Source organism: Peptidiphaga gingivicola, from assembly GCF_001652275.1.
Taxonomy (GTDB): Bacteria; Actinomycetota; Actinomycetes; order Actinomycetales; family Actinomycetaceae; genus Peptidiphaga; species Peptidiphaga gingivicola.
On sequence record NZ_LVZK01000001.1, the window covers coordinates 293,454 to 320,120 of the forward strand.

Sequence of the window (26,667 nt, forward strand, 5' to 3'; positions counted from 1 at the left end):
GGGCAGAGGCGAAAACTCTTCGACGGTGACGCCGCGTCGCCGCCGCTTCAGTCGGCGGCCTAGCACCGTCGCCTTCCGCCTCACAAACCGACTTTTCCGACTTCCGCGTTTCACATTTCGAACACCCTTGTATAGTGAACATAATATTTATAGGATTACACTATACGAGAGGAGAACGATGACCGGAATACTGAGCGCGAAAAACGACGAGCTGCGCCAGCTCGCCTCCAGACTGCAGGCGAGCTCCGCCACCCTCGAAGACGCGGCGGTCAAACAGAGCCTGAACTCGGATTTCGCGGGATTCGTCGAGCTGTCCCAAGCGTGCGGAGAGTTCGTTTCGAACGCGGCCAAACGCGTGCAAGGCGGGCAAGAGTGGTTCGACAAGGTGATCGACGGCGTCGAGTTCACGGCTCAGCACATCGGGCAGACCGACGCCCAAATCGCCCAAAGCATAATCAAGACAAGCAGAAGTTTCTCCGACGTCGTCTTCTCTCTGGAGCCGCTTCTGTGGAGCGGCAAATTCGGCTGGGACGGCGACGCCTATCAAGAGAACGGATGACCGACGATGCACGTGCCGGTATTCACGCTGTTCGCCCGAGATATCCCGGGAAGCCCCGATGGCATCTTTGCTTTCGCCACGGTTTTGCGAGAGAAAGCGAAGGCTGGCGAGGCGGTGTTCGTCGCTGTGCGGCAGTCCGACGGGCTCGCTCCGTCTTGGCGCGGCACTTCCGCCGACGAGTACATAAAGTCGAAGGACGCGGCAGCCGACGATTTCATGAACCTGACCGACGGTCTGTACAAGGCAGCCGAAACCCTCGACGGCTATGCGTGGAGCCTCAGAGCGCACCAAAGCACAGCCGCCGAGTACAAAGCCACTCTGGAAAACTACGACCGTCAGCTCGAACAGGCCCCAATCAGTCAGAAGGGGCAAGTTTACAATTCGTTGCTCTCCGCGGCGGAGGAAGTCCGGAACAGCTTCACGACGCTTGTCGAAGAAACCGAAGCCGATATGCGCGTATGCGCCGCTGAGCTGCGGAACTATCTGCACATTGAAGCGTTGAACTACGACAAGCACGGAAACAACCACGGACACCAGCACAAACTCAGCGACGCCGACATCGCGAGGATCAACGGCCAGCTCGACCGCCTCGACCCGAGCACTGTCGGACAAGGCAAGATCGGCGACTGCTACTACCTGGCCGCGCTGGGGGCCCTGATGTCCACCGAGAAGGGGCGGAGACACGTACGCTCATGCATTCGGGCGCATTACGACGAATCAGGGAAGCAGGACGGCTATCTGGTGACGGTCTACGACAACCCGCTCCACCCCAAAACCTCGCGCTCGCAGACGGTGTTCGTCGCCGACGTCTACGAGCACGGCGCCGTCGGCGACGGCTCCAGGCCCAGCGTGGCTTCGCTTTTCGAGGCGGCTTACGGCCAGGTCCATCCCGGCGGCACCCGCAGCTCCGTCGGCAAACGGCCGGGCATCGACGGCGGCGTGGCCCCGAAGGGTTTTCGCCATATCACCGGCGGAAGCGCCCACGACGTCCACCCGCAGAAGGGGCCTTGCGGCGAGTTCCATTATGACGACCACAAGCGCCAGCAAATCATCGAGGCCGCCAAAACCAAGGCCGTCGTCGCCAACACGGACAAGGGGATGCCCGGTTACAACAGCAAGGGCGAGGGTCACACCGTCGTCGAGATCGACGGCAAGAAGCAGGACATGAAGATGTCGCCCGGGCACGTCTACACTCTCACGCGCGCCGACGCGAGCGGCGTGACGCTGCGCAACCCGTGGGGGCACAACGATCTAGCAAGCGGCGGACACGCCGGGGCGGAGTTCAAGATGTCCTGGAAGCAATTCGAAACGTACTGCAACAGCGCGACGATCGGGGAGATTCCGTGACGTGCGCGCGATCCATTGGAAGACCGGCTGCCTGGGCGGCCGGGGCGGCGCTGGCCATGTCAGCGGGGGCGTGCGCCCTTGACGCCTCCCTGTGGGACCCCTATCTGGAGCCCTGCTACGGATATTCGATCACGATCCAAGAGAACACCGTTCTTCGTCTTGGCGTCGACGAAGATATCCGCACGTACACCGTCGGCGGGGCCAGGGTGACGGGCGGAAAGAAGAGAGCCATCCTAACCGGAAGCGTGCGGGAAGGCCAGAGGGGAGGCATTCGCTCAACAACGCTGTATATCGGCGACTCCGTCACCGACGATGTGACAGGCAAGTTCACCCTGGAAGACGTCACCGAACCCTCCACCGTCAACGAGGAGCGATTCAGCTCGCACCCCGTCGCCTACTTCTGCTACGAGCCCAACCCCTCCTTCAGGCTCAACCCCGAGGAGTTCCCAAACCAGCCGTCGAAATAGGCGCATATTGGAAAAGGCACGCAGCGGGTTTTGCCGCTTAACGGCAGACTTATAACATCAATCGGCGCGACTGAAGGAGACAGGACCGTGGCGCGGGCTGACCTGCTTCTGGATCTCGTGGAAGCCGAAGGGCGAGGCGATCGCGAGCGCTTCAAAGTCGAGGAACAGCAACGCCCCGATCTGCTGCGCAGCCACCGCATCGAGCCTCGCGACCGGTCGCTTCTGTCAGGGCCTCCCGGCAACGGGAAGACCAGCGTTGCCGAGGCGATAGCCTCGGAGCTCACGCTCCCCTTCCACGTCATCCGGTACGAGGGAGTGATGTCGAGTTTCCTTGGGGAAACGGCCGCCTGGCTCGACAGCGCCTTCGAATTTGCCCGCACCCACACAGTTTCCTTCAGAGTTGTCGCGACTTCTAACCCGTATCTTCCTTCGGCGAACGTCGCCTCCTTTGGGCGGCGCCTCCGCGAGGAGGCCCGCCGGGGTCGGTCACTTCCGCGTCGACCATTAGATCTGTATCGGCCTTAGGAAGCTTTGCCGGGTTTCCGGCCATGCCGCCCGCAGCTTTAAGACTCCCCATCGGCATTCGCGGCGCTCCTGTCAGTGCCCGGAGTCTCCTCGCCGGCGCTTTGGGAGGCTTCTTCGGCGTCGTCGTGCAGCGTGTCATCGCACACGCCGCCGCTGCACGCGTGATCGCCGCCCGCGCTGTCGCGGCGATGAACGTTGCCGCTCTGCACATCGTTTTGCAAGCCGTCGCCCTGTGCGTCGTCGATGCCCTGCGCGTCGTCCTCCCACGCGTCGTCGCCCTTCACCTGGGCGATGAGCGGCAAAAGGACGTGGGATCGCTCCGACCCGTTTTCGCGCAGATCCACGAGGGCCTGCTCGGTGACCCACGGCCCCATGACGCCCGCCACCAGCTCGTTGGCGAACCTCCGGACCTTTTTTCGCCCGACGGACAGCAGGTGGTGCGGCGTCGCCATGACGTGCATGGCCATCCCCCCTTCGAGGGCGTCGCCGAGCTGCACACGCTGGGTTTCCGGCCGCAAATCGCCGGTTCGCATGGCGTCGCGGATGATGTTCCTGGTGTGGATCACGGACTTGCCCACCGAGTTCTGCCATATCGTGCCGAGCTCCTCGTTGTCCGTGTGATTTTCGAGGATCAGGCGGATCACTGCGAGCCCCGTGGGCGTGTAGTAGCGCGTGAGCCTGTCCTCGACGAGCATCTGGACGTACTCGAGAAACGGGACGTCGGGCCTTTCGTAGTCACGGTATTCGAAGAAGACGTCCGACGCCGTGAAAGCGTCGGCCAACATCGCCTCTTTGGTGGGCCAGCGCAGGTAGAGCGCCGATTTGCCCATGTGGGCCTGCTTGGCAACCTTCCCGAGCGTGAAACCGGACCAACCCACTTCCATGTAAACCTCGAGCGCGGCGACCAAGGCGCGCTCCTCGATGCCGGGGTCGCGCGGGCGGCCGACCCCGGCATCGACCGCCCCCGAGTCCACGACGCTTGACAGCGCTGGAAGAAGTTCTCCCATCGAAGGCTCACCCGCGCCGTGCCGGCGCGCTCTTCTCCACGCATTCGACGACGTCGGCGATGCTCGTGTGGACGAACTGCGGACGGAAGGCGAATTCGGGGATGTTCTCGCGGGTTGTAGACCCGGTCAGGACGAGGTGGGTCTGCAGGCCCGCTTCCATGCCGGCAAGGATGTCGGTGTCCATGCGATCGCCGACCAGCGCGGTCTGCTCCGAGTGGGCGTCGATGCGGTTGAGGCCCATGCGCAGCATGACGGGGTTGGGCTTGCCCACATAATACGGGGTCTTGCCGGTGGCGGCGGTTATCATCGCGGCGACGGCGCCTGTGGCCGGGATGGGCCCGTCCAGGGAAGGCCCCGTGACGTCCGGGTTGGTGGCGATGAAGCGGGCGCCTTTGCAGATGAGGCGAATGGCCTGCGTGAGGGCCTCGATGCTGTATGTGCGAGTTTCGCCGAGAACCACGAAATCCGGATTGTCGTTGGTCATGACGAAGCCGTTCTCATACAGGGCGGTGGTGAGCCCCGCCTCTCCCACCACGTAGGCGCGGCGCGAGTCGGATTGCGTGGCGAGGAAGGTGGCCGTGGCGGTGGCGGAAGTCCAGATGTTCTCCTCGGGAACGTCGAGGCCGGACGAGGCCAGCCGCGCGGAGAGGTCGCGGCGGGTGAAGATCGAGTTGTTCGTCAAAACGAGGAAGGGGACCTCGCGCTCGCGCAAAGCGCTGAGAAACTCGGACGCCCCTGGCAGAGCGTGCTCTTCGTGAATGAGCACGCCGTCCATGTCGGTCAACCAGTTCGCAATGTCAGCCATGCTTCAAGTCTAGGCCGCCGAGCGGCCAGCCGTGGCCCTTACCAGGCGCAGTTCACACCGAACGTTCAGGATTCGAACGGTCCTGAAGACGCGTGTCCCTAAAAGCGTCGGGCGCCGGAAAACTGCGCTGCCGCTGCCGGGCGCGGGGCGCCCTTCGTCCAACCCGCGGAGCCCTTAGGGCCGGGCCAGCAGTTGCGACGCTCTCTGGTGGGATATGCCCATGACGGTCCCCACGTCCCGCAACGCCAGCCCCGCCTCGCGCAACGCCCGGGCAGCCATCCGCGATTCTGCTGCCGCTCGCTCCCTGGCTCGAGCTTCTTTTTCGCGTTCCTCCTTCGCTCGCGCAGCGTGTTCCCGATACGCCTGGGGAAGAACGGGGACGACGTCAATGGCGACGTCGTCCTCCGGCAATCCCGCAAGGTAGGCGACGGCCTCGCGGATGTCGTCGCTTGCTTGGTCGAGTCGGCGAACCTGAGAGACCGCGCCGACCTCGGCGCATTCGGTGACCCACCACCCTGTGCGCCCGCGTTCGGCTGTGACAGTGAATTGGCGGCTCATCGCCACCACCCCTTTCCCAACTCGTCGGAGAATTGGTCGAAGAATTTGCGGGCGGTCAGGTCGTCAATTTCAGCGTGACGTCCAAGCGTGCGCGAAGTTGTTCGGCCTGGCGTGCCCGAGCGGCCGGGGGTTATGGCCAAGCGTGCGCGAAGTTGTTCCGACGGTGACCGCAGTATGATTCGTCAGCTCCGTGGTCGAGAAGTCAAGGTCGCGAGCTTTTGCTTCTTGCTTGAGCTTCTTAAGCAGAGCGTTGCGTTTCCCTCGCAAGTCTACCCTGGACTAGACTTATCGTGCAGCCCCGGTCTAGGGAATCGTCCGCATACCGTCGCACAGACAGCAAGCTATAAGTCGCGCAGACAGCAAGCTGTAAATTTTAGGGTCGTCTCGGTCACCTTTGCAGCCGCGGCAACTAGATCTATAGCTGGCACCCATCCTCCCGTGGCAACCGAGGGCTGCCCGTGGCAAACTGGCCGAGTGACTTCCTTCGACGCCGCCGCGCGGGCCGCAGCCGCGCATTTCGACTTTCCGTGTGCTTTCGGTGTGACGGACCTTGCGGGGCCGATCGCGTGTTCGGGCGACGTCGACGCGGCATTCCCTTTCGCCTCGGTGACGAAGCCGCTGGCTGGATACGCCGCCCTCGTGGCGGTCGATCGGAAACTGCTGCGTTTGGATGACCCCGCAGGGCCCGAGGGGTCGACTGTGCGCCATCTTCTGGCGCATGCCTCCGGTTTGCCGTTCGAGGAGGGGGCGGTTCTGGGCGCGCCGGGAAAGCGGCGTGTTTACTCGAATCGGGGCTTCGACGTGCTGGGCGGCGTCGTCGAGGAGGCGACCGGCACGCCCTTTCCCGAGTGGCTGGAGGAAACCGTGCTCATTCCGCTGGGCATGAGCGCAACCGAATGCGAGGGGTCGCCGGCCTACTCGGGCCGCGGCTCGGTGGCCGACCTTCTGGCATTCGGCCGGGAAATGCTCTCCCCCACGCTCGTCTCGTCCGAGCTGTGGCGCGAGGCGATTACGCCGCAGTTCCCCGGGATCTCGGGAGTGCTGCCCGGGTATGGGCGGCAGGCCGACAACGCGTGGGGCTTGGGCGTGGAGATCCGCGACTCGAAGGCACCGCATTGGACGGACGCCTCGTTTCCGCCGTCGGCCTACGGGCACTTCGGCCAATCGGGGTCGTTCCTGTGGGTCGATCCGACGGTCGGGCGCGCCGGGGCTTTCCTCGGCTCCCGCCCCTTTGGCGCGCCTCACAGGGAGGCGTGGCCGGCGCTGACGAAGGCCATGCGCGAGGCATGATTCGGCGGTCTCGACAAGGCTCCGCCTGAAGCCCCAGATCGTCAAGCTCGGCGCGGCACGCTGCCAGTTCCGGCGCGGCACACCGCCAAGCCCAGCGATGCGCACCGTCGAGCCCAACGCAGCACACCGCCGCACCCAACGATGTGCACTGAGCACTTGAGCCCCGCCCTAGGGACTTGAGCTCCGTCCTAAGCACTTGAACCCCATCCTGAGAACTGGAACACCGTCCTGAGAACTGGAGCGCCGCACCGTGAGCCAAAACACCGCACCGTGAGCATTCATTGCGTGCCAGTCAAAGACTGTGTTCGAGGGGCGGCACTAACCGTGGGCATGAAGCATTCACCCGATTCCAGTCGATGGCGAGGCCGCCGGCGTCGGCGACCCGGGTTCCGGAGGATCCGCGGCGGTCCTGGGCTTGCGCCCGGGCGGCGCGGGGCGGCAGCCGGTCGAATAGCGCATGCCAAAGTAGTTTTCCCGTGTCAAAGACGCGTCTACATACCCGCCATCCTGGGTGTTGTGGATGTAGGCCCCATGGTCACGACCATCTGAGACGTCGATGACCTCCGTGAAACCGAAAGGAGCGACCTCCTCCTTGACGATGGCAAGCAAGCGCGGCCACGCATCCTTGGAGAAACCGGGGGCGATCCCTTGTCGAGAATGGTCGAGGTAACCGCCCTCGTGGAGGTCGTCGCACGGGTCGTAAAGCTTGTTCGGGTCCTCGTCTAGCCAGGTCCACTGCCTGGCGCCGAACTCGGCGTCGACCCTGGAGCGCACCCTGGCCAACGCCCCCATAAGCTGACTGCGGGCGGTTATCACGTCCACCCGCTCGCCGAAAGGCTTACGCCCTTCGTAATCCGAAGACGGTGTCTGCTCCACCGAGCTCTCCCCCTTTCCCGACGACGTCGGCGAATTCGAGCCGGGCCCAACAGGCCCGCAGGCGCATAGGGCGCAGCATGCAGCTGCCGCGGCAACCGCCCGTGCGACCGCACCCATGTCAATGAGCCTTTCCAACAGCAACATGAAGCATTCACCCGATTCCAGTCGATGGCGAGGCCGACGGCGTCGGCGACCCGGGCTCCGGAGAATCCGCGGCGGTCCTGGGCTTGCGCCCGGGCGGCGCGGGGCGGCAGCCGGTCATGTAATCCATCCCGAAGGAGTCGTTGTCTTCGACCGAAGCACCGACATAACCGCCGTCCTGGGTGTTGTAGATGTAGACTGCACGACTATTATCGTTGGATACGTCGATGAACTCCGTGAAACCGAAAGGAGCGACCTCCTCCTTGACAATGGCAAGCAAGCGCGGCCACGCATCATTCGAAAAACCAAAGGCGATCCCCTGCCGAACACGATCAAGATAACCGCCCTCGTGTATATCGTCGCACGGGTCGTAAAGCTTGTTCGGGTCCTCGTCTAGCCAGGTCCACTGCCTGGCGCCGAACTCGGCGTCGACCCTGGAGCGCACCCTGGCCAACGCCCCCATAAGCTGACTGCGGGCGGTTATCACGTCCACCCGCTCGCCGAAAGGCTTACGCCCTTCGTAATCCGAAGACGGTGTCTGCTCCACCGAGCTCTCCCCCTTTCCCGACGACGTCGGCGAATTCGAGCCGGGCCCAACAGGCCCGCAGGCGCATAAGGCCCAGCATGCAGCTGCCGCGGCAACCGCCCGTGCAACCGCGCCCATGTCAATGAGCCTTTCCAACAACAATCGATGCCAACTGCCACTGTGCATGGCTTTTGCTGACGAGATACCCGGAATGGCCGGTTGTCTTGGTGTCGGGCCCCTCCGGATTCAGCTTCTTGAAACTCGAATCATCGTAAGGGTCCATGCCCAGACTTCCGTTGTGATTGTGGGCAAAACCAGCGCCGACATTGGCGGTTCTGATCGGATCGTCCTTGAAAAGGGAGACGAATCTGTGCCCCTGAGGAACGTTCATATCCCACGATCCGTTCTTCACCCCAGGCGAACCAAACACGCCGAAGTCGTCGATCACCCCGGGCCGAGCCTGCGCGGCGGCGTAGCTGGCCGTCGTCGATCCGTACGAGTGGCCAAGGAGCGACTGGTGGACGTCCGACGTTCCCGAAATCGCCGCGTTGCGCGAATCCCTGATCCCCTCCAGGAACCTCGCCCCGCCGTCGCCGCCCATCCGGGCATCGCGGGTGCCGAGAACGGAAAAGTCCCACTGCTTTATACTCTTGCCCGGATTGCTTTCCCACGGCGCCGGCGGAGCGTCGTACCCAACCCAGCCGATCGCCGCCACAGATTCACCCTGCGACTGTCTTTCCGCTTCCGTCTTAAGATTCGCCACGTCCCGCGTGACTCGGTCCATGTTCTTGGAAACGTCGGTGCCCATGCCGGGCATGAAGGTGGTGACGTGTTTTGCGGTGTCCACATCGCCCACGGCTATTGCCGCATGGGCGTGTTTCGCCCCGGTTTCGTCGCCGCCGTGCTGGAAGATGAGCAGCTGGGTGTTTCCGTCATTCTGCGTCAGAGCCTTTTCCACGTTCTTCGCCTCCCGATAGTACTTGAGCTGCAAGAGCTCATCACGGCTCAGAAGCTGGGACTCGCTCTTGCCCGGATTCGCCCTCTTGAGCTGCTCCAGACGGTCGGCTACGGGTTTGTACTGTTGGAGATCCTTGTTCAACAGTTTGCGATTGGCGATGTTTCTGTACTTCGCCTCCACGCCGTCCAGGTTGCCGACCATTTCAGGGGACTCTTCAGCCAAAGCCTGTTTTTCGGCGTCGGTATGGGCGGCCCACCATGCGGCGACCTCCTCCGTATTGTTCGAGGGCGGCTGCTTTGGCAAGCCAGGATTCGGATCCTCCAACCTGCCCGAAGACTTCACCTTTCCGCCAGCGATCCGCAAAAGGGCAGCCTCGTAGGCCCTGTCTACCTCGTCGGCTTTCTTGCGCGCATTGCGGACATGGACCTTGCACTCCTCGAGGTGTTCCTCGCGTTCCTTTTTGTCTTCCTCATGGTCGGTGTCCCATGGGCTGATCAAGTCGCCGAAGCTCTTTTTGATTGGATTCGGATCGGTCACAGTGGTTCCGTCGGCGGAGATCTTGAAGCCGAAATGGCTGGCGCGAGACTCGGCTTCCACAACCATGGTCGAAACCTCGCCAAGGCCTTCCTGAGCCTCAGCAGTGGCCTTTATTAGCTCACCGATGTTTTTCAGCAGCAGGACGGTCTTTCGGTCTAAACGATCGCGCCTCTGCTGAGCCGCCGCGGCCCCCTCGCCTTCCCATCCTGTGGAGAGATCCATGGTCTCTATATGGTCGCCCCCGCCCACAGCCTTCTTTCTAGAATTGACAAGCAGGTCAATAAAGGAGTCCAGGCCCTCGGGCTTCCAACGTTTGAGCTCATCCCACGTGACCATCATTTGCCTCGCAGACGGCTGTCAAGGTTGGAAAAATCGACGCTCGAAGAATGGTCGGCGGCGTTGTAGTCTTCGCGCGCCTTGTCGAGCGCCCCAGCGAGGGCTTCCAGGGAGTCTTTCATGCCTTTGGCTATCTTGTCGCCGAAGTCTGCGGCACGGACGACGGCTCCTCCCGATCGGCTTCCCGGCATTGCCTCTGCAACACTAGGCGTTCCTTCTAGCATTTTTACGGAACCAATCGCTTGACCGGCTTGGTCTGCCTCCGAGGCAGCCTTTTTCAGCAGCTGCGGAGAAACTTTCACTTTTGACATTGTTCACCCTTTCACGCACCCACAATGACGCCACGCATGCGCATTTATTTAGCGTGAGTCACTGTTGGAAGTTGCGACCATTACAGCACAACACCCTATCACTTGGTAAACCCAATTGGCGGTCCGCATCGCGGAACCGCCTTCCAAAGCTACGCAATGGTGTCGAATGATGCCGCTATGTAATTGTGATACACAACACATTCTTGTGGAACTTCATTGTCTTCGTTTTCAATCGCGATCCGCTGCGAACAAAGCCAGCCCGCACCCCGAAACAGACCGCGATCGCGAGGAAATCAAAGGCCTTCGGCAAGGTCGAACATGCGGCCCATGGGCGGCGCGACGAGCTTGGCCGAAGTCCGGCTTCAGCTCAGACTTCTGATTTCGGCCAGGCCGTCCGCCGCCCAGATCTCAGTGCTCGCCTCTTCAGTTTTCCAATCTATTTCAAGCCAAGCACGCTAGCACGTCCACGCGATTATCGCCGCTCCTCCGCTCGGAACATGGACGGTTTCACCCGCTTCGACCGGCCTGCCGTCGGGAATTTCGACGGGCACGGCCGCGGCGGTGTGCACGACCTCGATCGTTCTCACCGCCTCGGCCGCCCGCGAAGATTCGCTCGTCTTCACTGGCACGCTCACGTCCTCGCGGCCGTGATTGGTGGCCACGAGGATCCCGCCGCGCGGGCCGCGCAGGACGCCTCGCGCGAGCTGCGGGGAATCGAGGTCGACCGGCGGCTCAATCCCGGCGAGGTCGCGCACCAGCCTGTAGACGCGCCACAGGCCGTCGGCGTCGCCGTGGGCGTCGGCGATCTCGGCGGCGAGAAGCTCGATCGGATAGGCGCATACGACGACGGCCCCCCGGCCGCGCCGCGCCACGGTCAGCGCGGGCAGGCCGGCGGCGTCGGTTGCCACCGTTCTCGCGTCGACCACGTCCAGCTCCACGCCCCGCAGATGCAGATTGTTGGCCGCCCCGCCCACCCTCGCGGCGGCCGGCAGCTCGACCGAGACGACGTCGCCCGCTTCCAGGCCCGCGAAAGGCTCGACGGCGGTCAGCTCGAGACGGTCCGTTGCGACGGCCCGGTCGGCTATTCGCACGCCCGCGAACTCCGCGAGCTCGGGGATCGCCGTTTCCGCGGAGCACGAAAGATAGAGGACGCCGCCGGCTTCGACGTAGTCGAGCGCGCCCTGCCAGAACGATGTGCGCATGTGCAGGAGGGACGACGTCGTCGAGGTAAGCGGCGCGGGAAGCAGCGCGATGGGCGTCGCGGGCCACGAATCGTCAAGCTTTTCGCGGGGAAACTGGCAGGGCAGCCCGGCGCGGGAGGCGAAGACGTAGGAGTTGAGCCACCCGCGCACCAGCGGCTTGACGTCGCGGGCGGGCTCCCACGCCTTTTCGGCCGGGACGTATGGCCCCGAGGGCGCGTCGTCCAAACCGTAGGAGGCGCGGTCGTAGGGCTTGACGTACTCGTGCGGCACGGGAATCGACGCGGGCGTCCAGGGACCGTCGCCCGCCAGGCCCTCGAGGTCGAGGGCCCCGGTCACCCGCGCGAGCTCGCTCTGGACGCTGGCGCGGGGGCGTGCTTTGCCTTCGGCGTCGAGCAGCCCGAATTGCGTCTCGTGGGGCATGCGCACGTACGGTGCGCGGCGGTAGGCGGCGGGTTCGGCGTCGATCCAACACCACGCGTAGAAGCCGATCGCCCCGGCCCCCAGGGAGGACCAGCACACGAGCCTGTCGTAGTCGGCGATCGCCTCTGGCGCGAACTGGGTGCTGGAAGCCCCGAATTCGTGGACCATAACCGATTTTCCGGCGCCGCGGGCCAGGGCGGTCTCGAACGCCCCCGCCATGCTCATCCGCCGCGAGCCCAGGCGGTCGGCGTACAGCTCCGGCGAGTAGATCGGGTAGGGATGCACGCACGCGAAGTCGAGGGCGTCGGCGACGACGTCGGCCCGGAACGGCCCGCCGTCAACCTCCTGGGAGGCCGTGCCGATGGTCACGAGGCAGCCGGGGTGGTTCGCGCGGATCGCCTGAGTCAGGGCCGCTGTCCATTCGACGGCGTGTTCGTCGTCGGTGGTTTCGCCGTAGATCCAGAACGGCGGCTCGTCGGTGAGGTCCCACGCGATCAGCTCGGGGCGGCTCGCCCACCTGCGGGCCAACTGCGCGGCGTGGGCGGCCTGGAGTTTGACGAGTTCGGGGTCGGTATGCGGGTTGACGCCGCTCGCCCACGGAAGGTCCCAGTAGGCGTCGCCGACCTCGCCGCCCACGAAAAGGGCCGGGTGAAGCGTGATTCCATGGGCCCTCGCCGCATCGAAGACTCGGTCGAGGACGGCCAGGTGCGCCTCGTCGAGGCGGCCGCGTTCGGGTTCGACGGCCGCCCACAGCAGATCGATGCGGGCGCTCGTCAAACCGTGCTCGGCCATCTGGGCGAAGGCCCGGTCGAATGCTTCGGGGCCTTCGCGCCACGGCCAGTCCGGCCCTGACGGCGGCACGACGTGCGCGCCCACCGGGATATGCGGCTTTCCGCAGGCGTACATGAAGTGCCTGCCCATGGAGAAAGCCGAGGCCCCTGAAGACGCCTCCGCGACTGAATCCGGTTTGATTCTCGGCGCGGGCACGTCCCCTTTGATTCCCGGCGCGGGCGGTTCCTTTCCCTCCGGTTCCTTTCCCGCCCCCGGCGCGGCCGTATCGGGCTCGACTACCCGCTCGGCCGTATCCGGCTCGAGTCGGGGTCCGCGTCCTCCCGGCGAAGCGCTCTGTGGCGCCTCGCCTCGATGTCCGCCTCGGGTCATTCGCATGTCGTCACCTTCGCTCCGACGTTGAACACTCCCGGCGTGGCCGAGTTCTGCGAGGCCTTCGCCCAAGCCGCCAGCAACAGCGGGATTGCCGCGCAGCCGGCGTCGAGCAGCGGCGCCGTGCTGGAAAACAGGTAGTCGACGGGCAGGCCGGAAGCGGCGACGACGTCGGTTCCCACAACCGTCACCGACGCGCCTTTCGCTTCAAGTTCGCCGCGCAGGCGCGCGTCCAAAGCCGCCTGCGTCGGTTCGAGGCTGACGAGCACGACGCCGAGGCCGGGCGCGGCCAGCTCGAGGGGGCCGTGTCGGAATTCTGCGGCGTCCATCGAATGGGCGGGGACGTGCGCGGATTCCTTGAGAACGAGCGCGTTGAGCTCGGCGGTTGCGATGGCGACGCCGCGGCCGAGCACCATGAGTGCCTGCTGGGATTCGTCGATCGCTGCCGCGAGCCTCCGCCCGATCGCCTCGGCGCCGTCGGCCCACTCGCGAAGGCCCGCCGCGGCCTTTTCGGCGAGCGCCTGCGCGGAGGAGAGAATCGAGGCGACGGGCTCGCCGCCGGTCAAAACTTCGGCGAGGACGTGCATGGCGAGCATCGTTGAGACGTACGTCTTGCTGGAGGGCCCGCGCTCGTCGCCCGCGCCGAGGTCGATGGACACCGCGGCCTCTTCGGCGAGAGGGCTTTGCGGCCCGTTCGTGACGGCGACCAGCGGAACGCCCTCTTTCTTGCGGAGCTCCGCCGCCATGCGCACCGCCTCGATGCTTTCGCCCGACTGGCTCACCGCCACAACCGCCGAATCCGGGGCCAAGGCGTTCATCCGGTAGTGCAAAAGTTCGGCCGTGTGGATAGTGTTGGCCTCCACGCCGCGGCGCCCGAGGACGCTGGCCAGCGCGGTCACGGCGTCGGCCGAGCTGCCCATTCCCGTGAGGACCAAGCGGCGCCCGCCGAGCAGGGTGCGCACCCGCTCGAACTTGTCCGTCTGCTCGCCCAAGGTGCGCGCCGTGCCCAGCAGCGCGCTCGGGCTCTCGCAGATTTCCGTGAGAAAGAGATCCCTTCCGGCGGGTGCTCCGAAGGTCGCGGAATCGCGCTCGGCCGTGCCGGAAGAATCGTGTGTGGTAGCCATGTTTATCCTTTTGTTGAGCCGGCCGTCAGGCCGTCGATGAATTTCCGTTGCGCCACGATGAAAATGACGATCATTGGAACGGCAGTGACGACGGCGCCCGCCATTGTTCCCGGCCAGTCCACTGTGTTCTTGCGGGCAAGAAGGGCCAGGCCGACGGGCAGCGTGCGCGTCGATTCGGAGTTCGAGACGAGGAGCGGCCACAGGAAGTCGTTCCATGCCCCGAGGAATGTGAAGACTGTCAAGGTCGCGATTCCCGGCGCCGCAAGCGGCAGCACGATGCGCCGCAGGATCTGGAACTCCGACGCCCCGTCCAAGCGCGCCGCCTCCAGAATCGAGTCGGGTATGGAAGCGAAGAACTGCCGCATGAGGAAGATGCCGAAGACCTGGACGGCGCCCGGCGCGATTATTCCCGAAAGCGTGTCGAGGCCTAGGAAGGGAGCCCAATCGTGGAGCCAGACCATCATCCTGTAGAGAGGGATGAGGTTGACCTGCATGGGGATCATCATCGTCACCATGAGCAGGCCGAACAGGAACGACCGCCCCGGGAAGGGAAGTTTCGCGAAGGCGTAGGCAGCCAGCGAATCGAAGACGACGTTGAGAATCACCACCACGACGGCGACGATCACCGAGTTGAGGAAGTACCGGAAGAACGGCTGGTCCGTGAAAATCCGCTCGTAGGCCTTGGTCGACGCCGGGTCGGGCACGAGTCCCGTGCCCGGGGCGAACACGTCCCGGCTCCGCTTGAAGGACGTTGAAAGCGTCCACAGCCAGGGGATCGTCATGAGCACGCTGAAAACCGTGAGGCAGGCGTACGTCAGGACGCGCCGCTTCGTCGTCGGCCGAAGACGTTTGGCCCACGACGTCGCGCGTTTCTTTTCCGCGGGCCTCTTGTCGGAGCGTTTCTTTTCCTCGGGCTTCCTTGCGGAGACGCCCGCCGTGTTCTTTGCTGAAGCCCCTTTTGCGGAGCTTTCCGCCGCGGCCCCTTTTGCCGCAGCGCCTTTCTCAGCGGAGTCTCGCGCGTCGGGCGTGTCAGCGCCCTTCGCCACGGCTTTGCCCGTCATGAGGGCCTCCTTTCAAGCCTCATCTGAAGCGCAGACGCGGCGGCCAGGAAAATCACCAGGAGATACGCGGCCGCGGACGCATGGCCCAAGTCCAGCCGATGGAATTTCTCGACGAGGTAGTAGACCACGGTCATCGTCGAGTCGGCGGGCCCGCCTCTGGTCATGACATAAACCTGGTCGTACACCTGGAACGCGCCGATGATTCCGACAACGTAGACGAACAGGAGCGCAGGCCGCAACGCGGGCAAAGTAACGGCCCGGAAGGTTCGCCACGGCCCGGCGCCGTCGACGGCGGCCGCCTCGTACCTCTCGCGGGGGATTCCCTGCAGCGCAGCGAGGAGGATGACCGTCTCGAAGCCGAACCCCTGCCAGATGCTCGCGGCGCACACGGCCAGCAAGGCCGTGTCCGGGTCGGAGAGCCACTGGCGCCCCTCTCCCCCGAAGAACTCAATGGCGCGGTTGATCAGTCCGTCGTCGTTCAGGAGCATCTTCCACATCGTCGAAACGACCACCAGGGACATCGTCACGGGGAGGAAGAATGCGGCGCGGAAGAGTGCTTGGCCGACGCGCGCTCGATTGAGCAGGAGCGCCGAAACCAGCCCGAGGAGCGGACCGATGGTCATCGTCACGAGGGCGAAGATCGCCGTGTTTCCCGCGGCGGTCCGGAACTGGTCGTCGGCGAAGAGGTCGGAGTAGTTGTCGAGGCCGACGAACTTCGGATCGGTCACGCCGTTGTACTTTGTGAAGCTCCACCACAGCGAGAAAGCCATGGGGAGGAAGAAGAAAACGGCGGTGAAGATCATGGCCGGGGCCACGAAGACGTACCCCGCCCGGCGCTGCCGCCTTTCCATGGGCGATTTCTTTGTGGACGATCGGCGTTTGGAGGTCGCCTTGCGGCTTCGGGCGTTCGCGCCGCTTTCGGCGTTCACGGCCTCGTTCTTGACGGCCGCGTCGGCTGCGTCAACCATTTTGTCACCCCTTTCGCTTCGGGTTCCGCCTTGAGGGAGTCCCAGTGCGCGGATGCACGACGTCGCCCGCGTTTCGCCGGCGGCGGCGCGATCGTAGCCGTGCGTGATTGCTGCGCCGCGCCGCCTGCCGCGTCATTGGCGAAGAGCTTCATCGGTTTTCTTCGCTGCATCTTCTAGCGCCCCCTTGGGGGTTTTCCGGCCTCTGATCGCAGAGGCGACTGCTTTGGTGATCTCCTGGTCGATGTCCGGCCACCCGGCCACGTATGGGAATGGCGTCGCCGTGGCCATGGCCTTTTCGAACACCTCGAAGGGCTTTTGCCCGCCGAAGAAGGGATCGGGCTGGGAGAGCTTGGGCGATTTGAGCGCGGCCTTCGTGGCGGGAGCCGCCCCCGCCTTCGTGTAAACGAGCTCCTGCTGCTCGGGTGTGAGCATGAATTGCATGAGGCTCCATGCCTTCTTCGGATTTTTCGCGCTGGCCGGAATCACCAGGCCTGTGCCGCCGAGGTACGAGCCGGGCTTCTTGGCAAACGGCGCCTGCGCCACGGCCCACTTTCCGGCTTGACCGGGGACGCCGTCCTTGAGCACGCCCATCATGTAGGGGCCGTTGAGGAACATGCCGATGCGTTCGTCCGAGATTCCCGGCAGGCCCGTGGAGTCGCCTTGCGAGTCGTCCCACAGCAGGCCGCCGCTATCGAGCAGCTTCTTCATGTACTCCATCGCCTGGACGCCTTCGGGAGACGTGAACGCCGCCTTCTTTCCGGACTTGTCGACGATCGACCCGCCGTTTTGGAAGAGGAACTGGGAGTACTGGAACGTGTCCGGGCGCACCTGCATCTGGTACTTGTCGGGTTTGCCGTCGCCGTTCGAGTCTTCGGCCATGGCCTTGGAGACCTCGACGAGCTCGTCCCACGTGGTGGGAACCTTGAGCCCCTTGGCTTCCAGGATGTCCTTCCTGTAGTAGAGGGCGTAGGCGTCGAAGTCGTATGCCAGGGCGATCTTGTGGCCCTTGTAGGTCATGGCGTCGACGGAGCCCTTGGTGTATTGGGAGTCGATGGACGCGCCGTTGAGTTTCTCGCCCGAGATTTCGGACAGGTCGGACAGAAGGTCTTGGGAGGCGTAGGTCGGCACCCATGTCATGTCGATCGTGGCCAGATCGGGCGCCGAGTTCGACGAGAACGCGGTCGACAGCTTCTCCTGGAAGGTGTCGTAGTCATAGACCTGGTAATCGACTTTGATTCCCGGGTGCTTCTTCTTGTACGCCTCGATGGCGGGTTTCACCGGCGTCGCCGAGCCGTAGTAGTCCCAGACGACGATCGTGTTCGCGTCGGCGTCGTCGCTCGAACAGGCGGCGAGGCTTGTGCCCGCCATTGCACATGCGGCGATCATCGCCGTTGCGATCGCCCGTTTGCTGTGTCTCCTCATGTTCGCTCCAGCTGGTTGAGGTGATTGGGAGGAAGGGCATGGTCAGGCGCTGGGCGCGGGAGGCTCGCTCGAACGCCGCATCGACGGTTCGTGGACGACGATGCAGGCGCAGTGCGGAGTTCCCTTTTCATACGCTTCGCGGCCTGGCGACGTCGATGTGGTATTTCGCCCGACTGCCCTTCACAACTGTGCGACAGTATTCGATCGGACGCCCATCGGCGTTGCGTGAGATGAGTCTGATCAGGAGCACAGGTTCGCTGCGCTCCTGCTTGAGCAACGCAGCCTCCCTGGCGCTCGGCAGGGCGGGCTGGATCGTTTGATGCCCGCTGACGAGGTCGACGCCAAAGCGCTGGGAAAGGTGCGTGTAGAGGGATGAGGACCCGAGATCCAAGGAAAGGAGCCCGGGGAAGAGATATTCGGGAAGGAAGACGTGTTCGAGGAGCAACGGCTCGTCGCCGGCGATGCGCAAGCGCTCGATCGAGTAGACCGGAAGCCCCGAGGCAATGCCGAGCCGGTCCGCCGTCGACGGCGTCGATTCGGTGACTTCCTGGGTCAAGACGACCGTGCGCGGCTCCAGGCCGCGGACGGCCATCTCCGCCGTGAAGCTCGTCAGCTCGGCGAGCTGGCGCTCCACCGGGCTTTCGCTGACGAATGTCCCGCGCCCGCGGACGCGGTAGATCTGGCCTTCGCGGACGAGCTCGTCCAGAGCGCGCCGCACCGTGACGAGGCTGCACCCGTAGAACTTTCCGAGTTCGCGCTCCGTCGGGAGGCGATCCCCTGATTTCCACCGCCCGGCGTCGATTTCCCGGCGCAGAGCGCTGTATACCTGGTGGTAAAGGGGAACCGGACCCCTGACGAGGGCGGCGCCGGGCGCGTTCGAGGGCTCGTCCGTGCCGACGCGCGCATCGGATTCACCCACGCGGGCATCGGCTTCAGCCGCATGCACATCGGCTTCGCCGTCAGGCACGCGGGAGTCGATCGTCTCCTGCGCCATAGCGTCACCTCTCAGGTTTTCCGCGATTCATTATAATGTTATACTTAAGTATGGTCGCGCAAGGAGAACCTGTCAACACGTTCGGACAATCCGCCGGGCAACCCGCTGAGGCTCAAAGGTCTGACGCCTCGAAATCCGCGGGGCAATCAGCTGAGCTGCCCGCCGCTGCCCCCTCGTCGCCGCTGACAAGCGCAACGGACGCCGACGCCTCCGGCTGCGTCGGAACCCTCGACATCGGCGGGACGTGGATCCGCGCCGCCGTCGTCACGCCCGCCGGGGAGATCCTCGTCAGAAGCCGGCGGCCCTTGCCGACGTCGGAAGGCGGGCGGGCCGTCGTCGACACGTGCCTCGACGCCCTCGGCGAGGCACGAATGCGAATCGGATGTCACACCCTCGAAAGGATCGGGGTGAGCGTGACCGGGCCGGTCGACCCGCGCACGGGCAAGCTTTTCACGCCGCCGAACACCGGGCCTGTCCTCGCCGGGCTAGAGCTGGGCGAGGCGCTCTCGCGGGCCGCCTGCCTCGAGGTGCGCGTGGACCGCGACACGAACGCGGCGGCACTCGGCGAGCACCGCTGCGGCAGCGCGCGCGGCACAGCGAACTTCGTCTTCATCACGGTTTCCACCGGCGTGGGCGGTGCCGTCATGCTTGACGGCCGCCTGATTCGCGGGGCCGACGGCGTCGCCGGGGAGATCGGGCACATCTGCGTGGAGCGCGGCGGCCCTCGGTGCGGCTGCGGCCGCCGCGGCTGCGTCGAGGCCATTGCGTCCGGCCCCTCGATCGCCCGCCGAGCCGAGGCGGAGCTCCGTGCCGCTGAGGGTGCCGAATTGCGTGCTGCTGAGGGTTTCGCGCAAACCCGCGCCGTCACGAAATCCGTCGAGGGCTCCACTGCTGCTGCCAGCGTCGCCGCCCGAGCCGGTGAAGCTGTCGCCGCACCGATCTCTTCGCAAACATCGTCGTTTTCGTCGCAAGCATCATCGTTCTCTTCGCAAACGTCCTCGCCCCTCGCCGAGCGCCTTCGAAGCGGCCGCCCGCTCACTGGCAAGGACGTGGACGAGTGCGCCGCCGCGGGCGACCCTCACGCGATCCGGGCGCTCGACGCAGCGGCCGCCGCGGTTGCGGGCATGTGCGTCGACATGGCCAACGTCTTCAACCCCGAACGCATCGTGGTGGGCGGAAGCGTGGCCATCACCCACCCCGACTGGATCGCACGGGCATCCGAGCTCGTCGCCCGCGAGGCCCTCGTTCCCGCCAACCGCGAAGGAATCGTCGTCCCCGCGGAACTGGGCGACGACGTGAGCCTGGTCGGCGCGGCGTTCCTGTAAATCGGCGCAGCGTTTTTAAGAATGCAACTGTTTCGAGTTTAAGAATGCGACTGTTTCGAGCCTTCGTCACCATTCCATCGGAGGGACGGCCTGGTTCGCCAAAACGACCCTTAAGTCCAATCCCAACTCCTGCCCTACAGGGACGATGGACTCCGGACCGGAGACGATGACGGAATCGCCGTAGGGCGGCGCTGCAAGGCGAACTTCCTCGCCGAACTGGACGACGCCGGGAAGCGCCCGGCCTCGCCACAGGTCCGCGAAACGCGCAAGATCGATCAACGTGCTTGCCCTCGGAATAGACAGGCAATCGGCCGCTTCCAAAAGCTCCTCGTCCGCTTGGTCTGCCGACAGAACTTCGGCTTTGTCCGTCAACCAGACTCCCGCTTCATCTGCCGACCAGGTTCCTGCTTCGTCCGCAAACCGGACACCAGCGTCATAGGTCAACCGCGCTAAGGAACTTTCAATCATTTCGGGGAAGGGAGTGAATGTCCATCCCTGATCGCTTCCCGCCACGGTGGCAAGGAGGTCGGCGACGCGTGCGATTGTCTCATCATCGGCATGCCCATTCGACGGACGCCAACGAACAGAGAAATCACCTGCCCCGCTTCCCCAATCAAGGTATTCCATAGACGAGACGGACCCGCTCAGCGCCGCCTGAGACCACCCTTCAAGGGCAGACCACGCAAGGCAATCGTCGGATCCCTCATCCACCAAGGGCAGGAACACTCGCGCAATTCGAGGCGCACCCTCGAGCGCGTAATCGCCAAAACACCGCTTCTCGTCCATAATTGAAACCTTACTTACAGCCCAACTGGGGTTCCTGCTTTGACGGGAGAGAGCAAATATTTGTTTTGCAAGGCCGCAATGGAAAACTCACAACGGACCTTTGAGCGGCCTACTGAAGGGATCCTTGGATGTTCCATCGAGCCTGGCAAGCAGACGTGGCAGGCGAACCCTCTTTCCAGCAATCGCATGGGAATGAATTATTCCGGCAAGTTCAGACGACAAAGTAAATCTTGCCTGGGTGGTATCCCACGCAAAGACGATACCAATTGGCAACGCAAGAAGTCTGGCTCCTGTGGCATGGCGTTCGGATGATGGGATGTGTGGCGGGTGGCGTTGGGTGGCCGTTAAGATCGGCCCATGGATTTTGGCGTGATTGTCGGTGGCTTGTCTGAGTTTTTCGACGGTTTAGGAATCGTCAACACAGCCTTCACCACGGCCGAGCGGCTCGGGAAATTGTCGAAGAGTCAGACGGTGCGAGCCAAGAAAATCGGGGCAAGACTGAAGAAAGCCTCGAAGAAAGAACTCACGCGGTCAAGCCCCCCGGAGGAAAGAAAAGCTGCCCAACAGGCCGTGAAAGCGGCCCTCGAGACTCTCGACGAGGCCCGTAAAGACACGGAAGCCCTCGTCCAGGCCAGACGCGGCCGCGACGCCTTCCTCGCCTACGTCAACGAGCACGGCGGCACGCAGCGGCGCGAGGCACTTGACGAAGACGTGCGGGGCCTGTTCGATGAATTGCTGGTCATTGTCGCCGACGGGGTCTACGACTTAGCCGAGACCGACTCAGGCCTTGTCCCCCAAGCCCTGACGGACCTTCTCAACGACACCCAAATACTCCTCGGAACACTGAAGACAATCGAGACAACCGCCGAAAAGACACTGGAGGCAGTCAACGTAGGCAACGCCGCTGCCGACGAGCGCTACATCGAGACAACAGGCAAGCTTGACAACATAAGCGGCCTCATCAATAAGCATCTTGCTGGGAGGAATGCCGATCGCGGGCGGAAGGTTCGGTTTGGCTCTCCCCCTGGCCGGGCGGCCGGCTTCGTTGACAGGCGGGAGCAGGCCGACCTCTACGAGGCGCTGGCCAGGCCTGAACCGGTGGACTCAATGGGGAAGAGGGAAACGTCCCAACTGGCCCTCGACGATCCGCAAGCCCGCGGCTCGAATGCCGACAACAACGCGGATCATTCAACGGACGGCGTCGGTGGAGGCTCGCCGGCCTGGCGATGTCGTGGGTTCTTCGTCCGACGGCGCGGGTCGTCTGGCCGACGGTTCGGGATCTTCAACCAATGGTGTGGGTTCTTCGGCTGTGGGTGGGCCGGTTGTTGTGTGTGGGATGCGGGGTGTGGGCAAGTCTCAGTTGGCCGCCGCTTATGCCCGCGAATGTGAAAAGGCCGGGTGGTCTTTGGTGGCGTGGATGGACGCTTCGAGCCGTGAGGCGCTCGTGGCTGGTTTGGCGGGACTGGCCGTCGAGATGGGAATCGACGACGGCAAGGGCGACCCTGACGCTGCCGCCTGCCGGTGCGTGAACCGGCTCAACTCCGGTGAGGGTGACCGGCTGATCGTCTTTGACAACGTCGAGGACTTTGACGACCTGACCGGGCTGGTCCCCCACGGCCAGGGCTTGCGCGTCCTTGTCACGACAACGGTTGCCAGCCCGGGCGACAGTGCCGGGCGCCTCATTGCGGTGGGGGCGTTCACGCGGCCCCAATCGGTAGATTTCATCAGGGAACGAACCGGGTTAGACGACGACGCCGGAGCGGCCCGTTTGGCCGAGGCTCTTGGGGATCTGCCTGTGGCCTTGGCCCAGGCCGCGGCGACCATCAAGCTCAATGGGTACGCGACGATAGACGAGTACTTGGCCGACCTGCGCGAGTACCGGCTTGACGAGGTCGTCGACCGCCTGCCCGGCGATGATTACCCCGATCTGGTGCACGCGGCCCTACGCAAAGCCTACGAATCGGCGCTGGACATGCTGGCCGACAAGGACCGCTCCAGCGGCGAGGAGGACCTGCCCAGAGTCGGAGCGGCGTCGGTGCAGTTGGCAGCCCTGGCCCTTCTTGCCCCTTCGGGCGTGCCCCGCCCTTGGTTGCATCGAATCGGCACGAGAATGCCGTTTGCCCGGCAATCCTTGGGGGCGCTTGTAGCCCACTCCATCTGCACCCCGTCCCAGGACGGGCGCTATGTCCGCATCCACGGCCTCCAAGGGCGCGTCCTACGCGAAGACTACAACAAACAACCCGAGGTTTTCGCCAGTCTGGAGAAAGCGGTCGTCACCCTGTTGGAGAGCATCGACATGGACGAGGCCTCAAAGAACGACACCCAGCGCGCCGACGCCCTCGACATGGCCGACCACCTCCGAGCCATCTCAGAACAACAACAAGGACAAGCACACTATTCCCCCCACGAGGTCCGCATCAACCCGTCGAGCGTCAGCAAAATCATAAACTACACAGTTCATCGCCTCACCGATATGGGACGTCCGCAAACCGCCCTGACCCTCCAAGAAGCCGTCGACATGCTCACGAACGCCCTCGGCCCCGACCACCCTGACACACTCACTGCGCGAAACAACCTCGCCAGAGCCCACCGGCAGGCGGGAACACCTCCACAGCCATCGACATATACGAAGCCGTCTTGGCCGACCGCACCCGCATCCTCGACCCCGACCACATCGACACACTCGCCACGCGCAACGACCTCGCCGGCGCGCATCAGGATGCGGGAGACCTCCTGATGGCTATCGACATGTACGAAACCCTCCTGGACGACTGCATAAGTGTCCTCGACCCCGACCACCCCCACACACTCACCACACGAAGCAACCTCGCCGCCGCCTACCTTGAGGCGGGGCACGTCTCCACGGCCATCGCCATGCACGAGGACCTCCTGGACGACCTCACCGGTGTCCTCGGCCCCGACCACCCCCACACACTCACCACACGCAACAACCTCGCTGCCGCGAGAAAAAAGGCACAGCAAGCATCGTCGCCTCATACGGACGGCGAGGCAGAGTCCCCGCCTCCTCCCGAGAGTTAGCAAGGATCGCGGAGCAAGAGTTAGCGAGAATCGCAGAGCGAAAGTAAAAGCGAAAGTAGTACAGAGCTGGGGGGTGCGCTTTTAGGTGCGCCCCCTGCAGCCATCAGCCACAGCGGCACTCATGTACCGCTAAGTTGCCACTAGGCTTCAGACCAGGCACCAGCTGGGGGCAATCCCGCCACAAGAGCGGGTTTGGGTTCAACCGCCAGAATATAGACGGGGGGCGCGCCTTTAGGCACGCCCCCACACCAGCCACCAGCCGCAGCGCTACTCCCGCACGGTCAGCTTGAGGCCCGGCGTCGAGTCGGACGGGTCGGTGTCCACCGTGACCGTCGCGCCGTCGGTCGCCTCGCCCGAGAGCAGCATCCGCGCCAGCTTGTCGCCAATCTCGCGCTGAATGAGCCGCCGCAGCGGGCGCGCGCCATAGGCAGGGTCGTACCCGTCCATCGCGAGGAACTCCCTGGCCGCATCGGTCACGTCCAGCGTTATCCGCCGCGACTTCAGGCGCCGCGCCACCTGCTCCACCTGCAGATCCACGATCTTGCCCAGCTCCTCCAGGCTCAGCGGGTCGAACACGATGACGTCGTCGAGCCTGTTGATGAACTCCGGCTTGAACGCCTTCCGCACGGACGCCATAACCGCCTCGCGCTTCTGGCTTTCGTCGAGCGTCGGATCCATGAGCGCCTGCGAGCCCAGGTTCGAGGTCAGAATCAAGATCGTGTTCTTGAAATCCACCGTGCGCCCCTGGCCGTCGGTCAGGCGGCCGTCGTCGAGCACCTGCAGCAGAATGTCGAAAACGTCCGGATTCGCCTTCTCGACCTCGTCCAGCAGAATCACCGAATACGGGCGGCGCCGCACGGCCTCCGTCAGCTGGCCGCCCTCCTCGTAGCCCACGTATCCGGGAGGGGCGCCCACCAGGCGCGAGACGGAATGCTTCTCCGAATACTCCGACATGTCGATGCGCACGATCGCGCGATCATCGTCGAACATGAACTCCGCCAGCGACTTCGCCAGTTCCGTCTTGCCCACGCCCGTGGGCCCCAGGAACAGGAACGAGCCGAGCGGCCGGTTCGGGTCGGCGACGCCGGCGCGCGAGCGGCGCACAGCGTCCGAAACGCTCGCCACCGCATTCTTCTGGCCGATGAGCCGCTTGCCCAGGACGTCTTCCATAGACAGCAGCTTCTCCGTCTCCCCCTGCAGCAGCTTGCCGACGGGCACGCCCGTCCACGCGGAGATCACCTCGGCGATCTCGTCGGCGTCCACACGCTCGGCGATCATCGGTTCGATGTCGGCGTCGGCCTCGGCGAGCTCCTGCGCCTCGGCCTCCGCAATCTCGGCCTCGATCGCCGGAATGTCGCCGTTTTGGAGGCGTCCGGCGTCCTCGTAGCGGCCCTCGCGGACGGCGCGTTCAAGCTCCGTGCGCAGCTCGTCGAGCTTCACCCTCAGCTCGCCGACGCGGTTGCGCCCGGCCTTCTCGGACTCCCACCGCGCGTTGAGGGCGGCGAGCTCCTCGGACTTGTCCGCAAGCTCGGCCCGCAGCTTCTCCAGCCGGTCGGCGGCCGCGGCGTCGTCCTTCGTCTCCGTCTCAACCAGGTAGGCCTCCTCCATCTTGAGGCGGTCCACCTGCCGCTGAAGGGCGTCGATCTCCTCGGGCGAGGAATCGAGCTCCATGCGCAGGCGCGAGGCGGCCTCGTCTACGAGGTCGATGGCCTTGTCCGGAAGCTGGCGCCCCGGAATGTAGCGGTTCGAAAGCGTCGCGGCGGCGACGAGCGCGCCGTCGGAGATCGTCACCTTGTGGTGCGCCTCGTACTTCGGCGCGATTCCGCGCAGGATCGCCACCGTGTCCTCCACCGAGGGCTCGCCCACGTACACCTGCTGGAAGCGCCGCTCGAGGGCCGGGTCCTTCTCGATGCCCTCGCGGTACTCGTCCAGCGTGGTGGCGCCGATGAGCCGCAGCTCGCCGCGCGCGAGCATCGGCTTGAGCATGTTGCCCGCGTCCATCGCGCCCTCGGAGCCGCCGCCCGCGCCGACGATCGTGTGGATCTCGTCAATGAACGTCACGATCTCACCGGCAGAATCCTTGATCTCCTGAAGAACCGCCTTGAAACGCTCCTCGAACTCGCCGCGGTACTTCGCGCCCGCCACCATCGAGGCGACGTCGAGCTGGATGAGCCGCTTGCCGCGCAGGGACTCCGGCACGTCGCCGTCGACAATGCGCTGGGCAAGGCCCTCCACCACGGCCGTCTTGCCGACGCCGGGTTCGCCGATGAGCACCGGATTGTTCTTCGTGCGCCGCGAGAGCACCTGGACGACGCGGCGAATCTCCGAGTCGCGGCCGATCACCGGGTCCATCTTGCCCTCGCGGGCCGCCGCCGTCAGATCCGCCCCGTACTTTTCGAGAGCCTGGAACGTGCCCTCGGGGTCGGGACTGGTCACCTTGGCGCTGCCGCGCACATTCGGCAGCACCGCCGCGAGCTGCTCTCGGCCCGCGCCCGCCGACTGCAAGATCTCCCCCGCCTGGCTCTGCGAGGCCGCGACGGCAATGAGCAGGTGCTCGGTCGAAATGTAGGCGTCGCCCAGGGCGGTCGCCTCCTTGCCGGCGTCGCTGATGACGCGGGAGAGCGTGCGGGAGGCCCCCGGCTGCTGCACGGAGGAGCCCTCGGACGCCGGCAGCGCCGCGAGCGCGGCGTTCACGCGGGATTCGACCTCCCCGCGGTTGACGCCGACGGCGTCGAGAAGCGCCACGGCCACCCCGCCCTGCTGGGCGAGGAGCGCGGCGAGCAGGTGGAGGGGCTCGACCTGCGGGTTGCCCGCGTCGGTCGCAAGCCGAATGGCCTCGGCGAGCGCCTCCTGCGATTTGGTCGTCAGTTTGTCCATAAGCCTTTCACTTTCCTTTGCGTCCTTGAGGGACGGCATTGATGT

The 26,667-nt window shown here is 64.6% G+C and carries 25 protein-coding genes; 9 read left to right on the plus strand and 16 right to left on the minus strand.

Features of this window, described 5'->3' with window-relative positions:
• The first annotated feature begins 178 nt into the window (after window positions 1-178).
• Genes A4H34_RS01235 through A4H34_RS01245 form a run of 3 tightly spaced genes read left to right on the plus strand, consistent with a single transcriptional unit; the run spans window position 179 to window position 2,373 of the window.
• A complete protein-coding gene (locus A4H34_RS01235; protein ID WP_064230800.1) occupies window positions 179-559 on the plus strand; it encodes a hypothetical protein in 381 nt (126 codons plus the stop codon).
• 6 nt (window positions 560-565) lie between these two features.
• Window positions 566-1,906: a calpain family cysteine peptidase gene (locus A4H34_RS01240; protein WP_064230801.1), complete on the plus strand. Its 1,341-nt coding sequence runs from the start codon at window positions 566-568 to the stop codon at window positions 1,904-1,906.
• Window positions 1,903-2,373 carry a hypothetical protein gene (locus A4H34_RS01245; protein ID WP_138587112.1) on the plus strand — a complete coding sequence of 157 codons (471 nt, stop codon included), beginning with the start codon at window positions 1,903-1,905 and terminating at the stop codon, window positions 2,371-2,373. The genes A4H34_RS01240 and A4H34_RS01245 overlap by 4 nt, the downstream gene beginning before the upstream one ends.
• Before the next feature lie 57 nt (window positions 2,374-2,430).
• Here A4H34_RS01245 and A4H34_RS11320 read toward each other — a convergent pair whose 3' ends face one another.
• Window positions 2,431-2,568, minus strand: coding sequence for a hypothetical protein (locus A4H34_RS11320; protein WP_231870910.1), 138 nt, complete (start codon window positions 2,566-2,568; stop codon window positions 2,431-2,433).
• Between the two features lie 27 nt (window positions 2,569-2,595).
• Between A4H34_RS11320 and A4H34_RS11520 the strand changes: the two genes are divergently transcribed.
• Window positions 2,596-2,898, plus strand: coding sequence for an AAA family ATPase (locus tag A4H34_RS11520; protein ID WP_407946321.1), 303 nt, complete (start codon window positions 2,596-2,598; stop codon window positions 2,896-2,898).
• A gap of 38 nt (window positions 2,899-2,936) precedes the next feature.
• Here A4H34_RS11520 and A4H34_RS01255 read toward each other — a convergent pair whose 3' ends face one another.
• From A4H34_RS01255 to A4H34_RS01265, 3 genes are all read right to left on the minus strand, one after another.
• Entirely contained in the window at window positions 2,937-3,905 is a 969-nt protein-coding gene (locus tag A4H34_RS01255) for a TetR/AcrR family transcriptional regulator (protein WP_009198288.1), read from the minus strand.
• 7 nt (window positions 3,906-3,912) lie between these two features.
• Entirely contained in the window at window positions 3,913-4,710 is a 798-nt protein-coding gene (locus A4H34_RS01260) for an HAD-IIA family hydrolase (RefSeq protein ID WP_064230803.1), read from the minus strand.
• A gap of 174 nt (window positions 4,711-4,884) precedes the next feature.
• Window positions 4,885-5,268, minus strand: a complete 384-nt coding sequence (locus A4H34_RS01265) for a hypothetical protein (RefSeq protein ID WP_064231632.1) — start codon at window positions 5,266-5,268, stop codon at window positions 4,885-4,887.
• A gap of 474 nt (window positions 5,269-5,742) precedes the next feature.
• Here A4H34_RS01265 and A4H34_RS01270 point away from each other — a divergent pair, with 474 nt between their 5' ends.
• Entirely contained in the window at window positions 5,743-6,558 is an 816-nt protein-coding gene (locus tag A4H34_RS01270; RefSeq protein WP_064230804.1) for a serine hydrolase domain-containing protein, read from the plus strand.
• A 339-nt stretch (window positions 6,559-6,897) separates the two neighbouring features.
• Here A4H34_RS01270 and A4H34_RS01275 read toward each other — a convergent pair whose 3' ends face one another.
• From A4H34_RS01275 to A4H34_RS01320, 10 genes are all read right to left on the minus strand, one after another.
• Window positions 6,898-7,434: an LppA family lipoprotein gene (locus tag A4H34_RS01275; RefSeq protein ID WP_231870911.1), complete on the minus strand. Its 537-nt coding sequence runs from the start codon at window positions 7,432-7,434 to the stop codon at window positions 6,898-6,900.
• Window positions 7,435-7,585: 151 nt separating this feature from the next.
• A complete protein-coding gene (locus A4H34_RS01280) occupies window positions 7,586-8,122 on the minus strand; it encodes an LppA family lipoprotein (RefSeq protein ID WP_082903122.1) in 537 nt (178 codons plus the stop codon).
• A gap of 118 nt (window positions 8,123-8,240) precedes the next feature.
• Window positions 8,241-9,935, minus strand: coding sequence for an alpha/beta hydrolase (locus A4H34_RS01285; protein ID WP_082902965.1), 1,695 nt, complete (start codon window positions 9,933-9,935; stop codon window positions 8,241-8,243).
• A complete protein-coding gene (locus A4H34_RS10800; RefSeq protein ID WP_156510200.1) occupies window positions 9,932-10,243 on the minus strand; it encodes a hypothetical protein in 312 nt (103 codons plus the stop codon). The genes A4H34_RS01285 and A4H34_RS10800 overlap by 4 nt, the downstream gene beginning before the upstream one ends.
• Window positions 10,244-10,698: 455 nt before the next feature.
• On the minus strand, window positions 10,699-13,032 hold the full coding sequence (locus A4H34_RS01295) for a glycoside hydrolase 5 family protein (protein ID WP_156510201.1): 2,334 nt from the start codon (window positions 13,030-13,032) through the stop codon (window positions 10,699-10,701).
• Entirely contained in the window at window positions 13,023-14,150 is a 1,128-nt protein-coding gene (locus A4H34_RS01300) for an SIS domain-containing protein (RefSeq protein WP_064230810.1), read from the minus strand. The genes A4H34_RS01295 and A4H34_RS01300 overlap by 10 nt, the downstream gene beginning before the upstream one ends.
• A gap of 2 nt (window positions 14,151-14,152) precedes the next feature.
• On the minus strand, window positions 14,153-15,211 hold the full coding sequence (locus A4H34_RS01305) for a carbohydrate ABC transporter permease (RefSeq protein WP_082902966.1): 1,059 nt from the start codon (window positions 15,209-15,211) through the stop codon (window positions 14,153-14,155).
• Entirely contained in the window at window positions 15,208-16,179 is a 972-nt protein-coding gene (locus A4H34_RS01310) for a carbohydrate ABC transporter permease (protein ID WP_082902967.1), read from the minus strand. The genes A4H34_RS01305 and A4H34_RS01310 overlap by 4 nt, the downstream gene beginning before the upstream one ends.
• A gap of 132 nt (window positions 16,180-16,311) precedes the next feature.
• Entirely contained in the window at window positions 16,312-17,601 is a 1,290-nt protein-coding gene (locus A4H34_RS01315; RefSeq protein ID WP_082902968.1) for an ABC transporter substrate-binding protein, read from the minus strand.
• Window positions 17,602-17,728: 127 nt separating this feature from the next.
• Entirely contained in the window at window positions 17,729-18,595 is an 867-nt protein-coding gene (locus A4H34_RS01320; protein WP_082902969.1) for a GntR family transcriptional regulator, read from the minus strand.
• Window positions 18,596-18,645: 50 nt separating this feature from the next.
• Here A4H34_RS01320 and A4H34_RS01325 point away from each other — a divergent pair, with 50 nt between their 5' ends.
• Window positions 18,646-19,920 carry an ROK family protein gene (locus A4H34_RS01325; protein ID WP_064230812.1) on the plus strand — a complete coding sequence of 425 codons (1,275 nt, stop codon included), beginning with the start codon at window positions 18,646-18,648 and terminating at the stop codon, window positions 19,918-19,920.
• 66 nt (window positions 19,921-19,986) lie between these two features.
• Here the strand turns inward: A4H34_RS01325 and A4H34_RS01330 are convergent, their stop codons facing one another.
• Complete coding sequence (locus A4H34_RS01330; RefSeq protein ID WP_064230813.1) at window positions 19,987-20,706, minus strand: hypothetical protein; 720 nt, start codon at window positions 20,704-20,706, stop codon at window positions 19,987-19,989.
• Window positions 20,707-21,063: 357 nt separating this feature from the next.
• Between A4H34_RS01330 and A4H34_RS11135 the strand changes: the two genes are divergently transcribed.
• The 3 genes from A4H34_RS11135 to A4H34_RS01345 are packed head-to-tail and all read left to right on the plus strand — an operon-like array spanning window position 21,064 to window position 23,745.
• A complete protein-coding gene (locus tag A4H34_RS11135; protein WP_197480381.1) occupies window positions 21,064-22,095 on the plus strand; it encodes a hypothetical protein in 1,032 nt (343 codons plus the stop codon).
• Window positions 22,052-23,443 (plus strand): tetratricopeptide repeat protein, encoded by a 1,392-nt coding sequence (locus A4H34_RS01340; RefSeq protein ID WP_197480382.1) that lies wholly within the window; start codon window positions 22,052-22,054, stop codon window positions 23,441-23,443. Before A4H34_RS11135 ends, A4H34_RS01340 begins: the two co-directional genes overlap by 44 nt.
• Window positions 23,344-23,745, plus strand: a complete 402-nt coding sequence (locus A4H34_RS01345; protein WP_407946295.1) for a tetratricopeptide repeat protein — start codon at window positions 23,344-23,346, stop codon at window positions 23,743-23,745. The genes A4H34_RS01340 and A4H34_RS01345 overlap by 100 nt, the downstream gene beginning before the upstream one ends.
• Window positions 23,746-24,012: 267 nt before the next feature.
• Here A4H34_RS01345 and clpB read toward each other — a convergent pair whose 3' ends face one another.
• The gene (gene clpB / locus A4H34_RS01350; RefSeq protein WP_064230817.1) at window positions 24,013-26,622 is read right to left on the minus strand and encodes an ATP-dependent chaperone ClpB; all 2,610 of its coding nucleotides are present in this window, start codon (window positions 26,620-26,622) and stop codon (window positions 24,013-24,015) included.
• Between the last annotated feature and the right edge of the window lie 45 nt (window positions 26,623-26,667).